Origin of the sequence: uncultured Alsobacter sp. (assembly GCF_945952055.1) — a bacterium.
Classification (GTDB): Bacteria; Pseudomonadota; Alphaproteobacteria; order Rhizobiales; family Beijerinckiaceae; genus Alsobacter.
In genome coordinates this window covers 17,275-31,605 of the sequence record NZ_CAMFHB010000007.1, presented here as the reverse complement: position 1 = coordinate 31,605, position 14,331 = coordinate 17,275, and the positions used below count along the sequence as shown (strand labels likewise).

Genomic DNA, 14,331 nt, shown 5'->3' with positions numbered 1-14,331 from the left:
AGGGCGGTCAGGCCGCCGCGTTGTCCTGCAGCATGGCCGTGTATGGCATCGCGAGCAGCACGTTGCCCCACAACCGGCCGTTGACCTTCACCGGGGCTCCGATCAGCTTGCTGCCCACCCAGCGCCCATCGTTGGTCTGGCGCATCAGCGAGTTCAGCTGGTAGGGCGCCTGGTTGCGCGACACGATCAGCATCTTCGACCGCTCGAAGATCCGCCGGTTGCGGGCGTGCAGGTCGTTCCATTCGGTTTCGCCCGGCCTTTGCGGCAGCGACGCGTCCGGCTCGTGCACCGGCGCATAGGCGTTGCGGTCGCACACGGTCAGGAACTCCCGCTCGGGGCACAGCCGCCGGAAGCGCTCCAGGATCGGGGGCAGGACCTCTTCGTAGAAGGGCAGGGCAGGGGTCGCGTACTGGATCGGATCGGTGCCGGCGATGCGCTGGTACTCGACCGTGATGAGGTCGTCGATCCGCATCCGGCCGGACCCCACCGCATCCTCGAAGATCCGGCTGATCTCGGCGGCCGCCGTCTGGACCAGCTTGATGGCCGTCCGGTTCTCCCGTTCGGCCTGGATCAGCCGTTCCCGCAGCCGCGCCCGGAAACTGGCGTCCAGCGGACCGAACGAGACGTGGATGCCATCCTCGCTGAAGCGGCGCAGCTCGGCCTCGACGGTCCCAAATCCCTCGATTTCCAGCATGCCGCCGTCGCCCTCGCTGAGGGGCTCCCGCGTCGGCTCGAACAGCGCGCCGCCCACCGACAGGTCGAGGCTCCACAGCGTCGTGACCGGACGGTTGCTGCCCGGCGGGGGAATGAAGCGGGCGGGCAGGCGCGCCGGGATGCGGGGAGCCTGCCGCTTGTTGCGGCCTTCGGCGTGCCGGAGGAACGTCTCCGACCGCTGCGACAGCCGCTGGAGCACCGGGCTCATCTTCTCCGCCGTCGCGCCGACCTCCAGGGAGGACGACGTGGCCGCGGCCGCCAGCTCGCTCATGGCGGCGCTCTTCTGGGACACGACGCTGACGAATTCCAGCGTCTCGCCGGCCCTCTGCGCGACTTCGCGGGCCCCGGCGATCTGCGTGCGCATGGCGTCACGGATGGTGCCGAGCACCGGTCCCACCCGCCCGAGCAGGTCGGCGATGTCGTCGACGCTCGCGCCGCTCTCGCGGGCGACCCGCTGCAGGCCCACGATGTGGGAGGAGATGTCGTTGGTGGCGGCCTGGACCTGCCCCGCCAGCGCCTTCACCTCGGTGGCGACCACCGCGAAGCCCCGCCCCGCCGCCCCGGCCCGGGCCGCCTCGATGCTGGCATTGAGGGCGAGGAGGTTGGTCTGGCGCGCGATGGCGCCGATCACGGCCACGATCCCCGCGATCCGCTCCACCGCGGCCGTGAGATCCGCCATGCTCGACGTCACGGTCCCGGCCAGCGTCTGCGCCTCGCCGACGAACTCGTCCGTGCCCGACAGCTGTCCCCCGATCGCCTCGCCGGTGTGCTCCAGCTGGCGCGTGGTGTCGGCGAGCCCCGTGGCGACGTCGAAGGCGGCGCTCGACAGCATGGACAGCTCGGCGCTCGCCGAACTCATCTCGGTCATGAGCGCGACGGTCCGCCCGGCGCTGGAGCCGACGTCGGCGACGGCATGGCCGATCACGCTCATCGTGAGCGAGACGTCTTCCTCGAGCTGCTTGAGGACGGTGTCGATGGAATCGGTGACGGGCGGATCCGTCAGGAAGTCGTCGTCCACGGGCAAGGCCGCCGGCACGGGGTCTGCCGCCGGCACGTGGGTCTTGCGTCGGAGGAGCCAGGATAATGCCAAGGCCGTGCTAGTCCGTCCCCGGGCTTCCTCGTCCCGGCTCCCGCGATGGTAGTTTCACACCGTTAACAACACGGTACGGCTGCGCTGTTTCAGGGTGCGCGGTAGGCATTCGGCAACCCTGGCCTCTCTTTTCGGGGCATTTATTCCCGGGGGAATAAACTCTCTCGCATTCACGCTCGTATCGAAAAGACACCGAATGGCTGTATAGACATGCCGTTCGAAACGCTCTTTGCTGCGAGGATCCTCATGCCGCTCGTGCCGTCCGTCGTTCCTGGCGTCTCCGTTTCCGACACCGCGATAGCCCGGGCGTCCGAGATCCTCACGCCGGAGGCCCTGGCCTTCCTCGCGGGCCTGCACCGCGGCTTCAACGAGACCCGCAAGCGGCTGCTGAAACTGCGCGAGGAGCGCCAGAAGCGCTTCGACGCCGGCGAGCTGCCGGACTTCCTGGCCGACACCCGCCACATCCGCGAAGGCGACTGGCGCGTGGCGCCGATCCCGGCCGATCTGCTGGATCGCCGCGTCGAGATCACCGGGCCGGTCGACCGCAAGATGATCATCAACGCGCTGAACTCCGGCGCCAAGGTGTTCATGGCCGACTTCGAGGACGCGTCCTCGCCGACCTGGGCCAACATGATCGAGGGCCAGGTCAACCTGAAGGACCGCTGGGCCGGCGCGATCGACTTCACCGACGCCACCACCGGAAAGGCCTACAAGCTGTCCGACAAGCCGGCGGTCCTGCTGGTGCGCCCCCGCGGCTGGCATCTTCCCGAGGTGCACGTCTCGGTCGACGGCGAGCCGATGTCGGCGTCGCTGTTCGACTTCGGCCTCTACGTCTTCCACAACGCCAAGGCGATCGTCGCGCGTGGCTCGACCCCGGCCTTCTATCTTCCCAAGACCGAGAGCCATCTCGAGGCGCGGCTGTGGAACGATGCCTTCTCCCATGCCGAGGAGGCGCTCGGGATCGCGAAGGGCACGCTGAAGGCGACGATCCTCATCGAGACCCTGCCGGCCGCTTTCGAAATGGATGAGATCCTCTTCGAGATGCGCGACCACATCGTCGGCCTGAACTGCGGCCGCTGGGACTACATCTTCTCGTTCATCAAGCGCCTGGGCAAGAACAAGGCCTTCCTCACCCCCGACCGCTCGGCCATGGTGATGGGCTCCAACTTCCTCGCCGCCTACTCCCTGCTGCTCATCAAGACCTGCCATCGGCGCGGGGCCTTCGCGATGGGTGGCATGGCGGCGCAGATCCCCGTGAAGAACAACCCGGCCGCCAACGAGGCCGCCTTCGACAAGGTGCGCAACGACAAGCAGCGCGAGGCGGCCGACGGCCATGACGGCACGTGGGTGGCCCATCCCGACCTGGTGCCGGTGGCCATGGAGGTCTTCGACCGGCTCATGCCGTCGCAGAACCAGCTGAACAAGCTGCGTGACGACGTGAACATCATCCGCGAGGACATGCTCCAGGTGCATCCCGGCCGCCGCACGGAGAACGGCCTGCGCGAGAACATCCGCGTCGGCGTTCAGTACATCGAGGCCTGGCTGCGCGGCCGCGGCGCGGTGCCGCTCTACAACCTGATGGAAGACGCCGCCACGGCGGAGATCTCGCGGGCCCAGATTTGGCAGTGGCTGTATCACGGCGCGACCCTCTCGGACGGCCGCGTGGTGACCCCGGAGCTGTTCCGCGAGGTCATGGCCGACGAGATGGCCAAGGTGCGCGAGGCGATCGGACCCGAGCTCTACGACAAGGGCCGCTTCGGGGAAGCCACCGCGCTGTTCGCCGAGATGTCGCTGGCCAAGGACTTCGCCGAGTTCCTGACGCTGCCGGCCTACAAGCTGCTCGACTGAACGGTCGTGACCGCCTTCGCGCGGATGCTCGAGGGCACGGTCGCGCGCTACCGCGCGACCGTCGCCGACGGGACCGACGACCTCGCCCTGCTGCTCGAGCGCATGGCGGCCGGTGACGCGCTGGACGATCGGCGCACGGTGCCGGGCCACGTGACGACGAGCGCGGTGATCGTCGATCCGGCCGTGTCGCAGACGCTGTTCATCCACCACCGGGCCGCCGGGCGCTGGTTCCAGCCGGGCGGGCACTGGGAACCCGCACCGCGCTTCGTCGATTCGGCGCGCCGCGAGGCCGAGGAGGAGACGGGCGCCGCGGGCCTCGGGCTGCATCCCTGGCACGGCACCGTCGAGGATCCGCTGCCCATCGACATCGACAGCCACGACATCCCCGCAAGACCCGCCAGGGGCGAGCCCGCCCACGTGCATTTCGACATGCGGTTCGTCTTCGTGCTCGAGCCCGGGGCGGTCCTGTCGGCCCAGGATGCCGAGGTGTCCGGCCTGGCGTGGCGCCCCATCGCGGACCTCGCCAGGGTCTGCCCCCGGGTCCACGCGCGGCTGAGGTCGCGCTGGTGATCGCCCTGTCGAATGTCAAGGTCTTGTGAAGGCGCAAGGCCGCCCCACATCTTCGCCACACGCCGGCGCGATCATCCGGCGACAAGGAGCGAGGACGGACCATGACCCCCGAAGAACGCCAGTTGCTCGAAGGCCTGTTCGACCGCGTGAAGCAATCCGCCACCGCGCCGCGCGACAGGGAGGCGGAGGCGTTGATCGCCGATGCCGTGCGGGCGCAGCCCTATGCTCCCTACCTCATGGCCCAGGCCGTGATCGTGCAGGAGGAAGGCCTCAAGGCCGCCGCCGCGCGGATCCAGGAGCTGGAAGCCCGCGTGGCGCAGCTGGAGCAGCAGCCGCAGGCGCAGGGCGGTTTTCTCGGCGGCCTCGGCAAGTCGATCTTCGGCGGCGATTCGTCCGCCCCGCGCACGTCGGGCAGTGGCGTTCCGTCGTTCGGGCGTCGGGATGCCGCCGCGGCCATGCCGCAGGCTCCCTCCGGCCCGTGGGGCGGCCAGCCCCAGCAGCCCCAGGCCCCCGGCTTCGGCGGGCAGCAGATGCCGTTCGGTGCCCAGCAGGGTCCGGCCGGCGGCGGCTTCCTGCGGAGCGCGATGACCACCGCCGCCGGCGTGGCCGGTGGCGCCCTGCTGTTCTCGGGAATCCAGTCGCTGTTCAGCAGCCACGGCAGCGGCCTCGGCCAGAGCCTGGCCGACGGAGCCGGGCTGAGCGGGGGCGGCAACCTCTCGGACAGCGTGACCAACGCGCTCGGCGGGACGCCTGCCAGCGCGGCGTCCGATGAGTTCCTGGGCGGTGGTGCCGGCGATCCGCAGATCGACGATGCGTCGCTCGGCAACGATTTCGACGACGGCTTCGATGCCGGCGGCGACGACGGCGGCGACTGGGCCTGACCGTTCGGGGCGGAGCCGGCGATGCCCGGCTCCGCGCCCTTCATCCTCAGAGGACGACGACCTTCGTGCCCACCCGCACGCGCTCGTAGAGGTCCATGACGTCCTCGTTGCGCAGGCGGATGCAGCCGGACGAGACGTTCTGGCCGATCGTGTTCGGCTCGTTCGTGCCGTGGATGCGGTAGAGCGTGTCGCCGAGATACATGGCGCGCGATCCGAGCGGATTGTCGGGCCCACCCTCCATGAAGCGCGGCAGGTCGGGCCGGCGCTTGAGCATCTCGGCCGGCGGCGTCCAGGACGGCCATTCCGCCTTGCGCGTGATCGACTTCACGCCCGTCCAGACGAAGCCGGGACGGCCGACGCCGATGCCGTAGCGCAGGGCGCGGCCCTGCGACTGGACGAGATAGAGGAACTTGTTGTCGGTATCGATGACGATCGTGCCGGGCCCGTGCGGGCCCTCATAGGCCACCTCCTGCCGCTCGAAGCGCGGATCGAGGGCTGTCTCGATGTGCGAGGACAGCGCCGGGGGCGCGTAGGCGGCGGTGCGCACGGTGCGCGGGGCCGTGGCGGGATCGGGTGCCCCCGTGAGGGGCTCGCCGGCGCGGGCCGCCGATCGGGGCGTGGGATCGCGGCCCGTCATCAGCAACTCGATGAAGCCGCCGCCCAGATTGCCGGACCGCGATGCTGCCACCTGCGCGGAGGCGGGCAGGGCCGTGAGCACCACGGCCACGGCAGCGGCGACGATCGATGTCTTCTTCATGATCACCCTCGTTCGACCGACCCAGCCCTTCTGGCCGAGCGTTGGCATGACGCTGGCCGAGCAGGGTCAACGGGGCGTGAAGGATCATGGTTACCGGCGCCGACAAGTTGCAGTTCGCCGGACATCGTTTGTTATGGTTGAAAATTCGTCGCTTCAATTGGGGGTAGGTGTCCCTTAACGCCACGGTGGCATGGTCTCGCCGGGTCAAACGGGGCAGGGCATGCCTTCACCGAAGGTCTTTCGTATCGAGCGCTCCTCGCCGCCGGCGGGGCCGCACGTCCGCGCCCCGGTCCCGCGCGGCGAGACCCTGCGCTCCGTGGAGCCTGCTCTCGGGCAGCGTGCGCGTTCGGCCGTCCGCGCCGCCCTCGTTGCGGGCACCGGTCTGAGGCGCGCCGCCGACGAACTCCAGGCGGTGGTCAGCGACACCGCCCGGGCCGCCCATGCCATCCTCGCCGCGGTCGAGGAGATCGACGAGGCCGCGGACCGCTTGCGCGTCGCCGGCGGCGGCGCGGTCACCTCCGATGCTCTCGACGACATCGCCGAGCGGTCGCTGATGATCATCCAGGCCTGCGACTTTCAGGACCTGACGGGGCAGCGCATCGGCAACGTCGCCGGTCTCTTCACCGACCTCGAGGCACGGCTCGCGGCCGTCCGGTCCGTCCTGGACGAGGTCGATTCCACTGCCGGAGAACTCGTCCGTCCCCGCAGGACGAACGCCTCCATGCTGGAGAACGGGCCCCGCCTCCAGTCGGATGACGGGCATCTCACCCAGGGCGAAATCGATCTGATCTTCGAGGATGACAGGACCGGTTGAGCCGGGTCGGCCGTGCATCTTCCACGAACCGGCCCGCCGTGCGACAAGCACGGGTACGCATCAGGTCCAGGTCATGGCATCCCCCACGCTTCCTTCCATCCGGCCCGGCCGGGACACCGACGGGCCCGCTCTCGCGCGACTGATCTCCGCCGTGTTCTCCGAGTACGAGGGATGTCCCTACGTGCCGGAGGAGTTCCCGGAGCTCGCCGCGCCCGCCTCCCACTACGCCGGCAAGGGCGGGGCCCTGTGGGTCGCGGAGAACGACGCGGGCGAGGTGGTGGGCTCGCTGGCGGTGGCGAAGGCCCTCGACGCGGGCACCTACGAGCTGTTCAAGGTCTACGTCGCGGCCGGGCAACGGGGCACCGGTCTCGCCCAAACGCTGCTCGAGGGGGGCTACGATTTCATCCGGTCGCACGGTGGCGAACGCGTTGTGCTGTGGTCGGACACGCGCTTTCTGTCCGGCCATCGCTTCTACCGGCGCAACGGGTTCCGCCGCGTGCCGGGCATCAGGGCGCTGCACGACGCGGCGGACACGCTCGAGTTCGGGTTTGCCCGCGATTGTCCGGGAGTGGACCGATGAGCCGCGGTCCCGGGCGTGACGACGGGACCCTGGTTCCGATTGTCCTGGCCATCGCGGCCATCATCGTCCTGACGGTCATGGACGCCATCATCAAGGGCGTCAGCGCCGGCCGGTCCACGATCGACATCGTCGCGCTGCGCTATGCCTGCGGCTTCGTCTGGGCCCTTCCCATCCTCGCGGTGGTGCGTCCGCCCCGGCCCAGCGCCGACATGCTCAAGGCCAACGCCATGCGCTCGATCGTCGTCCTGGCGACCGCGCTCTTCTTCTTCTACGCGCTGGCCCGCCTTCCGCTGGTCGAGGCGACGACACTCGGCTACCTGGCGCCGGTGTTCATGGCGGTCCTGGCGCGGGTCATCCTGGGCGAGCCCGTCGCACGGGCCACGGGATTGGCCATCGTGCTCGGCTTTGCCGGCGTTGTGGTCATCGCCGGGGGACGGGGCCTTGGCAGTGGCGGCTTCGGCGGCGATGGACTGGGCGTTGCCGCGGCCCTGGCGGCGGCGCTCGCCTACGCGCTGTCGATGGTGCTGCTGCGGGCACGCACGGCGAGCGACCCCACGGTGACCATCGTCGTCACCCAGAATCTCTTCGCCGCGGCCATGGCCGTGCCGGCCGCGTTCCTGCTGGGCGATCCTCTCGCGCTGCTGCGGGACGAGACGCTCGGGGTGCTGGCCATCGGCGCGCTCGGCACGGCCGGCCATCTCCTGTTTGCCGAGGCCTACAAGGGGGCACCGGCCGCCAAGATCGGCGCGATGGAGTACACCGGCTTCATCTGGGCGGCCGGGATCGGCATCCTCGCCTTCGGCGAATGGCCGACGCTGCCGATGCTGGCCGGTGCCGCCCTCATCGTGTCGGGCTCGCTGATGCTCCTGCGCAAGCCGTCGACCAAGGCTCCCGTCACGGCGCCGGCCGACGCCTGAGGCGAGCCAGCGCGAAGGAGCGGCCGCCGGCGAGGTCGAAGGCGAAGGCGAGGCCGAGATAAACCGCTCCGCCGATGGCGGCGCTGCCCGCCAGGGCCGTCCATCCCTCCGAGAGCCGCTCCGGAAACGCCTGCCGGGCCGCCAGGACCGCCGCCGCCATGGCGGCGCTGCAGACGAGTGCGCCGGCGACGGTGCGCCACGGGACGTCGATCGGCGCCCGCCATCGCACCAGTCCCGCCGCCGACGCGAGGCCCGCGATCATGCCGATCGAGAAGGCATGGGCGAGGCCGATCGGTCCCATCTGCGGCGCGAGCACGAAGCCCATCGCGACGTTGATCGCCAGCGCCAGGAGGTTGGGCCCGGCCATGGGAAGGGTCGATCCCGTGATCTGGAAGGCGGGGCTCAGCCCGAACTGCATGAAGGCCCAGGCGGCCAGTCCGGGGAGCAGGGCCAGCGAGTAGGCGGCGAAGGCGCCCTGGAAGTCGGCCGCGATGAACACGCTTTCGAACGGATGCAGGACGAGGGCGTAGCCCGCCGTGACCGGCGCGAGCAGGGCGACCACCGTGCCGAGGTTGCGTGCCACCTGGCCGAGGCCCGCTGCCCGGCCGCCTTCCGCTTCCGCCCGCACGGCGAGCTGGAACAGCAGCACGTCGAGCGCCATCGCGGTGACGGCGACGAGCCGGACGCCGATGTCGTAGGCCAGCGCGAAGCGGCCGGCCTCGGCGTAGCCCGCCAGGCTGGCCAGCGCCCCGCGGTTGTAGAAGGCCTGCACCATGGCGAGGCCGCCGGCCATGGTCAGCGGCATGCCGTAGACGGCGAACCGCCTCAGCAGGCCCTTGTCGACCAGGGCAAGCCGGACGCCCGGATCGGCGAGCCGGATCACCGCCACGGCCAGGCAGACGGCCTGCCCCACGCAGCCGGCGGCGAGCACGATCCGCGGGTCCCCGGTCAGGACGGCGGCGACGGGCATGGGGACGAGGGTGAGCAGGTTCTTCAGAATGACGAGCCCGGCATAGTCGCGCTGCATGAAGCGGGCCCGCATGAGCGCGGTGGCGTAGTCGAAGAGGCCCCCGAGCGCGCAGGAGACGAGAGCGAGAGCCGCCACGCCCGGGTCGTGGATCACCGCGGGCGCGAACAGGGCCAGTGCAGCGGCGCCGGTGAGCAGGGCCCCGGCGATGGCGGCGACCGCCGCGTCCAGGGTGGCCCGGACCTCCGGGGCCTCGGTCCGCGACCGGGCCGAATAGAAGCGCGTGCCGGCGTGCCGCAGCCAGTCGAGCGCCGGGGCGGCGAGCGCGCCCGCGCCGGCCATCGCCACGGCGAAGACGCCGAAGGCCTGCGGTCCGAGATAGCGCGCCAGGAGAAGACCCAGCGCGAAATTGGCCACGGCGTTGAACAGGAAGCTCGCAATCAGCGCCAAGACGGGCCCCGGGGACATGCAGATCGCCGGTCGGGTCGCCACGGCCGGTCGGGGGGGACCGTACCGCTCGCGCGTTAAGCTTGGGTGCAGAGGCGAGAGGGCGGGGGTGGCGTTCGGCCGCCGGTGCGCCTATATGCCGAGCGTCGGCGACGGAACCCTGACCTCAGCCTTTCGTCGGGTTCTCGTCTTGACAGACCCGGATGGCCCGCTTATCTCCCGGCACAGTTAGCACTCACCTCTTGAGAGTGCTAGCAATGGTTCAGGATCGCTTCAGCGCCCAGCGGCGCGTCGCCGAGAGGATAAAGCACCATGAAATTCCGTCCGCTGCACGACCGCGTCGTCGTCCGCCGCCTCGACTCCGAGGAGAAGACGAAGGGCGGCATCATCATTCCCGAGACCGCCAAGGAGAAGCCCCAGGAGGGCGAGATCCTCGCAGTCGGTTCGGGCGCCCGTGACGAAGCCGGCAAGCTCGTCCCGCTGGACGTGAAGAAGGGCGATCGCGTCCTGTTCGGCAAGTGGTCGGGCACGGAAGTGAAGATCGACGGCCAGGACCTCCTCATCATGAAGGAGTCCGACATCATGGGTATCGTCGGCAAGTAAGCCGAAGACGCCCCGCCAATCGTAATTCCCAGATAGGAGCAAGACGTCATGGCTGCCAAAGACGTTCGCTTTTCTTCCGACGCGCGTGACAAGATGCTGCGCGGCGTCGACATCCTCGCCAACGCGGTGAAGGTGACCCTCGGCCCGAAGGGCCGCAACGTCGTCATCGAGAAGAGCTTCGGCGCTCCCCGCATCACCAAGGACGGCGTCACCGTCGCCAAGGAGATCGAGCTCGAGGACAAGTTCGAGAACATGGGCGCCCAGATGGTGCGCGAAGTGGCCTCGAAGACCAACGACATCGCCGGTGACGGCACCACGACCGCCACGGTCCTGGCCCAGTCGATCGTCCGCGAGGGCGCCAAGGCGGTTGCCGCCGGCATGAACCCGATGGACCTGAAGCGCGGCGTCGATCTCGCCGTGACCGCGGCCATCAAGGACATCCAGAACCGCTCGAAGAAGGTGAAGTCCTCGGCCGAAGTGGCCCAGGTCGGCACCATCTCCGCCAACGGCGACGCCTCGATCGGCGAGATGATCGCCCAGGCGATGCAGAAGGTCGGCAACGAGGGCGTGATCACGGTCGAAGAGGCGAAGACCGCCGAGACCGAGCTCGACGTCGTCGAGGGCATGCAGTTCGACCGCGGCTACCTCTCCCCGTACTTCATCACGAACGCGGAGAAGATGGTCGCCGAGCTCGAGGACCCCTACATCCTCATCCACGAGAAGAAGCTGTCGTCGCTCCAGGCGATGCTGCCGGTTCTCGAGGCCGTGGTGCAGACCGGCAAGCCGCTGCTCATCATCGCCGAGGACGTCGAGGGCGAGGCTCTCGCCACGCTCGTCGTGAACAAGCTGCGCGGCGGCCTGAAGGTCGCGGCCGTGAAGGCTCCGGGCTTCGGTGATCGCCGCAAGGCGATGCTCGAGGACATCGCGGTCCTCACGTCGGGCCAGATGATCGCCGAAGACCTCGGCATCAAGCTGGAGTCGGTGACCCTGAACATGCTGGGCCGCGCCAAGCGCGTCCGCATCGAGAAGGAGAACACCACGATCGTCGACGGCGCCGGCAAGAAGAAGGACATCGAGGCTCGCGTCCAGCAGATCAAGGCGCAGATCGAGGAGACCACCTCGGACTACGACCGTGAGAAGCTGCAGGAGCGTCTGGCGAAGCTGGCTGGCGGCGTGGCCGTCATCCGCGTCGGCGGCGCGACCGAGATCGAGGTGAAGGAGAAGAAGGACCGCGTGGACGACGCGCTCAACGCCACCCGCGCTGCGGTGGAAGAGGGCATCGTTCCCGGCGGCGGCACGGCTCTCCTGCGCGCCAAGGGCGCGGTTGCCAAGCTGAAGTCCGAGAACTCGGACGTGCAGGCCGGCATCAACATCGTGCTGAAGGCCCTCGAGGCTCCCATCCGTCAGATCGTCGAGAACGCTGGCGTGGAAGGCTCGATCGTCGTCGGCAAGATCGGCGAGAACAAGTCGCAGACCTTCGGCTTCAACGCCCAGACCGAGCAGTTCGTCGACATGCTCGACGCCGGCATCGTCGATCCGGCCAAGGTCGTCCGTACGGCTCTCCAGGACGCGGCTTCGGTCGCCGGCCTGCTGATCACGACGGAAGCCATGGTCGCCGAGCTGCCGAAGGACAAGCCGGCTGCCCCGATGGGCGGTGGCGGCGGCATGGGCGGCATGGACTTCTGATCCGCTCCAAGCGCTTCGCTTAACGGAAAGGGCGCCCCTCGCGGGCGCCCTTTTCGCATGTGCGTGTGGGACTCGCTTTGGGGGGCGATCCAAGGTTGAATGCGCCCGACTTTCGAAATGGAGGACGAGGCGATGCCGAACCCCCGCGTTCTGGCGACGGCCGCCGCGCTCGCTCTTGCCTGTGCGTTCCCCGCATTCGCCCAGGTGGACGACCGCGCCTGGGAAGAGTGCAAGCGAAATCCCGAGCCCGACTGGATCGTCTTCAACTGCACGGCCGTCATCGAAGGCGCCGGTGACCAGAGCAAGACGCGCCGGGCCCGTGCCCTCGTGCAGCGCTCCGCCGCCTATGTCCGCAAGAAGGAGCCCGACAAGGCGCGCGCCGACCTGTCCCGCGCCGTTTCGCTGGCTCCCGACAATCCCGACATCCTCACGGCCAGGGCCGACTTCCTCTTCGTCCAGGGGGAAATCGAGGGCGCGGCGGAGGACTACCGCCAGGCCGTCGAGATCGACCCCCGCCACGCCCGGGCCCTGTTCGGCATGGCCGGCATCGCCCGCCAGCGCGGTGACGTGCGCGGGGCCATCGCCGAGCTCGACAAGGTGCTGGCGATCGAACCGCGCTTCCCGCGGGCCCGTGCCCTGCGCCAGGAATGGGGCAAGGCCGGCGCCGGCAGCTGAATGCGCGTCGATCCTTCCGCTCGCCCGGCTTGCATCTCCCTCTCCGCGTCCTGGTCGGGGTCGGCCCGGACGGCGGAGAGGTGGTTGCACGGTCGAAAGCGAGCTTCGGCGCGGCGGGGGGCATTGTGCCCGGATACCAGCGTCGCGCCGGGCCGTGACGGCGCCGCGGCTTGCCGCAGGGCGGGGCGTGCGTTACCACCCGCCCACCTTTGGCCGCGTCCGGACCGAACACGATGACGAATGCTCCTGCCGACAAGTCTCGCAAGGTGGAGGCGCGCCTGCCGCGCGGTTTCGCGGATCGCGGTCCCGCCGACATCGCGGCCACCGAGACCATGCTGCGGGCCATCCGCGAGACCTTCGAGCTCTACGGCTTCGAGGCGGTCGAGACGCCGTTCGTCGAGTACACCGAAACGCTGGGGAAGTTCCTGCCGGATCAGGATCGCCCCAACGAGGGCGTCTTCTCCTTCCAGGACGACGACGACCAGTGGCTGTCGCTGCGCTACGACCTGACGGCCCCGCTGGCGCGCTACGTCGCCGAGAACTTCGATGCGCTGGCCAAGCCCTACCGCAGCTATCGCGTGGGGTGGGTGTTCCGCAACGAGAAGCCCGGGCCCGGTCGCTTCCGCCAGTTCATGCAGTTCGATGCCGACACGGTCGGAGCGCCATCCGTGGCGGCCGACGCCGAGGCGGCGATGATGATGGCCGACACGCTCGAGCGGGCCGGCATCCCGCGTGGCGACTATGTGGTGAAGGTCAACAATCGCAAGGTGCTCGACGGCGTGCTGGAGGCGATCGGCCTGGCCGGCGATGAGAATGCCGGCCGTCGCCTGACGGTGCTGCGGGCGATCGACAAGCTCGACAAGGTGGGGCCCGAGGGCGTCCGTGCCCTCCTCGGCGAAGGCCGCATGGACGTCTCGGGCGACTTCACCAAGGGCGCGGGCCTCCAGGACGTCGCGGCCGAGCGGGTGCTGGCGTTCACCGCGGCGCGCGGCGCCACGACCGGTCAGACGGTCGCCAATCTCGCGGAGGTCGTGAAGGGCTCGGCGCGGGGCGAGGAGGGCGTGGCCGAACTCGCGGAGATCGCGGGCCTCGTCGCGGCCGCCGGCTATGACGATGGCCGCGTGCTCATCGATCCCTCCGTCGTGCGCGGCCTCGAGTACTACACGGGCCCCGTCTACGAGGGCGAACTCACCTTCGAGGTGAAGGGCGACGACGGCAAGCCGGTCCGCTTCGGCTCGGTCGCGGGCGGCGGGCGCTATGACGGGCTCGTCGCGCGCTTCCGCGGCGAACCCGTTCCGGCCACCGGCTTCTCCATCGGCGTGTCGCGCCTGCTGGCGGCGCTCAAGGTCCTGGGCAAGGTCGGCTCGCAGAAGGCGGTCGGACCCGTCGTCGTCCTGGCCCTGGTCGACAAGACCGAGGACCGCGGCGCGGTGATGGCGCGGCTTCAGGGCTTCGTGGCGCGCCTGCGCCAGGCCGGCATTCGCGCCGAGCTCTACCTCGGCGGCGCCGGCGGCATGAACGCGCAGCTCAAATACGCCAACCGGCGCAACGCCGTCTGCGCGGTGATCCAGGGCTCCAACGAGCGCGCCGCCAACGAGGTCTCCATCAAGGACCTCGTGCTCGGTGCCACCCTGGCTGCCGCCCCGGACCGTGAGACCTATCTGCGCCAGCAGGCCGAGGCGCAGTTCGCGGTGCCGGAGACCGCCCTGGTGGACGCGGTTGCGCAGGTGCTGGCCCGCCACCGCTGACCGGCGGCATTCCACCCGCTCGCCCCTGCGTCCA

At 69.8% G+C, this 14,331-nt stretch carries 13 protein-coding genes; 10 read left to right on the top strand and 3 right to left on the bottom strand.

Features of this window, described 5'->3' with window-relative positions; genetic code table 11:
- Nucleotides 1-7 precede the first annotated feature (7 nt).
- Complete coding sequence (locus Q0Q47_RS07290; protein WP_293856712.1) at nucleotides 8-1,768, bottom strand: methyl-accepting chemotaxis protein; 1,761 nt, start codon at nucleotides 1,766-1,768, stop codon at nucleotides 8-10.
- Nucleotides 1,769-2,050: 282 nt separating this feature from the next.
- On the opposite strand from Q0Q47_RS07290, the gene aceB reads away from it, so the two are divergent.
- The 3 genes from aceB (at nucleotide 2,051) to Q0Q47_RS07275 (ending at nucleotide 5,103) form a co-directional block, all read left to right on the top strand.
- Nucleotides 2,051-3,652 carry a malate synthase A gene (aceB, locus tag Q0Q47_RS07285; RefSeq protein WP_293856709.1) on the top strand — a complete coding sequence of 534 codons (1,602 nt, stop codon included), beginning with the start codon at nucleotides 2,051-2,053 and terminating at the stop codon, nucleotides 3,650-3,652.
- Nucleotides 3,653-3,658: 6 nt separating this feature from the next.
- Nucleotides 3,659-4,222, top strand: coding sequence for an NUDIX domain-containing protein (locus Q0Q47_RS07280; protein WP_293856706.1), 564 nt, complete (start codon nucleotides 3,659-3,661; stop codon nucleotides 4,220-4,222).
- A 101-nt stretch (nucleotides 4,223-4,323) separates the two neighbouring features.
- Nucleotides 4,324-5,103 carry a DUF2076 domain-containing protein gene (locus Q0Q47_RS07275; protein ID WP_293856703.1) on the top strand — a complete coding sequence of 260 codons (780 nt, stop codon included), beginning with the start codon at nucleotides 4,324-4,326 and terminating at the stop codon, nucleotides 5,101-5,103.
- A gap of 46 nt (nucleotides 5,104-5,149) precedes the next feature.
- Here Q0Q47_RS07275 and Q0Q47_RS07270 read toward each other — a convergent pair whose 3' ends face one another.
- A complete protein-coding gene (locus Q0Q47_RS07270; RefSeq protein WP_293856700.1) occupies nucleotides 5,150-5,860 on the bottom strand; it encodes a L,D-transpeptidase in 711 nt (236 codons plus the stop codon).
- A 220-nt stretch (nucleotides 5,861-6,080) separates the two neighbouring features.
- Here Q0Q47_RS07270 and Q0Q47_RS07265 point away from each other — a divergent pair, with 220 nt between their 5' ends.
- From Q0Q47_RS07265 to Q0Q47_RS07255, 3 genes are all read left to right on the top strand, one after another.
- Nucleotides 6,081-6,674, top strand: coding sequence for a hypothetical protein (locus tag Q0Q47_RS07265; protein ID WP_293856697.1), 594 nt, complete (start codon nucleotides 6,081-6,083; stop codon nucleotides 6,672-6,674).
- A 73-nt stretch (nucleotides 6,675-6,747) separates the two neighbouring features.
- On the top strand, nucleotides 6,748-7,254 hold the full coding sequence (locus tag Q0Q47_RS07260; RefSeq protein ID WP_293856645.1) for a GNAT family N-acetyltransferase: 507 nt from the start codon (nucleotides 6,748-6,750) through the stop codon (nucleotides 7,252-7,254).
- Nucleotides 7,251-8,171, top strand: a complete 921-nt coding sequence (locus Q0Q47_RS07255) for a DMT family transporter (RefSeq protein ID WP_293856642.1) — start codon at nucleotides 7,251-7,253, stop codon at nucleotides 8,169-8,171. The genes Q0Q47_RS07260 and Q0Q47_RS07255 overlap by 4 nt, the downstream gene beginning before the upstream one ends.
- On the opposite strand, the gene Q0Q47_RS07250 is transcribed toward Q0Q47_RS07255, so the two are convergent.
- On the bottom strand, nucleotides 8,149-9,588 hold the full coding sequence (locus Q0Q47_RS07250; protein WP_293856639.1) for a lipopolysaccharide biosynthesis protein: 1,440 nt from the start codon (nucleotides 9,586-9,588) through the stop codon (nucleotides 8,149-8,151). The genes Q0Q47_RS07255 and Q0Q47_RS07250 overlap by 23 nt on opposite strands.
- 309 nt (nucleotides 9,589-9,897) lie before the next feature.
- Here Q0Q47_RS07250 and groES point away from each other — a divergent pair, with 309 nt between their 5' ends.
- From groES to hisS, 4 genes are all read left to right on the top strand, one after another.
- On the top strand, nucleotides 9,898-10,188 hold the full coding sequence (gene groES, locus Q0Q47_RS07245; RefSeq protein ID WP_293856636.1) for a co-chaperone GroES: 291 nt from the start codon (nucleotides 9,898-9,900) through the stop codon (nucleotides 10,186-10,188).
- 48 nt (nucleotides 10,189-10,236) lie between these two features.
- A complete protein-coding gene (gene groL, locus Q0Q47_RS07240; RefSeq protein WP_293856633.1) occupies nucleotides 10,237-11,874 on the top strand; it encodes a chaperonin GroEL in 1,638 nt (545 codons plus the stop codon).
- A 132-nt stretch (nucleotides 11,875-12,006) separates the two neighbouring features.
- Nucleotides 12,007-12,549 (top strand): tetratricopeptide repeat protein, encoded by a 543-nt coding sequence (locus Q0Q47_RS07235; protein ID WP_293856630.1) that lies wholly within the window; start codon nucleotides 12,007-12,009, stop codon nucleotides 12,547-12,549.
- Nucleotides 12,550-12,782: 233 nt separating this feature from the next.
- Nucleotides 12,783-14,297, top strand: a complete 1,515-nt coding sequence (hisS, locus tag Q0Q47_RS07230) for a histidine--tRNA ligase (RefSeq protein ID WP_293856627.1) — start codon at nucleotides 12,783-12,785, stop codon at nucleotides 14,295-14,297.
- Nucleotides 14,298-14,331: the final 34 nt, after the last annotated feature.

Coding starts and splice junctions, on each gene's coding strand:
- Q0Q47_RS07265 (WP_293856697.1), top strand. CDS start 6,081: ATGCCTTCACCGAAGGTCTTTCGTATCGAGCGCTCCTCGCCGCCGGCG.
- Q0Q47_RS07260 (WP_293856645.1), top strand. CDS start 6,748: ATGGCATCCCCCACGCTTCCTTCCATCCGGCCCGGCCGGGACACCGAC.
- groES (WP_293856636.1), top strand. CDS start 9,898: ATGAAATTCCGTCCGCTGCACGACCGCGTCGTCGTCCGCCGCCTCGAC.
- aceB (WP_293856709.1), top strand. CDS start 2,051: ATGCCGCTCGTGCCGTCCGTCGTTCCTGGCGTCTCCGTTTCCGACACC.
- Q0Q47_RS07255 (WP_293856642.1), top strand. CDS start 7,251: ATGAGCCGCGGTCCCGGGCGTGACGACGGGACCCTGGTTCCGATTGTC.
- hisS (WP_293856627.1), top strand. CDS start 12,783: ATGACGAATGCTCCTGCCGACAAGTCTCGCAAGGTGGAGGCGCGCCTG.
- Q0Q47_RS07270 (WP_293856700.1), bottom strand. CDS start 5,860: ATGAAGAAGACATCGATCGTCGCCGCTGCCGTGGCCGTGGTGCTCACG.
- groL (WP_293856633.1), top strand. CDS start 10,237: ATGGCTGCCAAAGACGTTCGCTTTTCTTCCGACGCGCGTGACAAGATG.
- Q0Q47_RS07275 (WP_293856703.1), top strand. CDS start 4,324: ATGACCCCCGAAGAACGCCAGTTGCTCGAAGGCCTGTTCGACCGCGTG.
- Q0Q47_RS07235 (WP_293856630.1), top strand. CDS start 12,007: ATGCCGAACCCCCGCGTTCTGGCGACGGCCGCCGCGCTCGCTCTTGCC.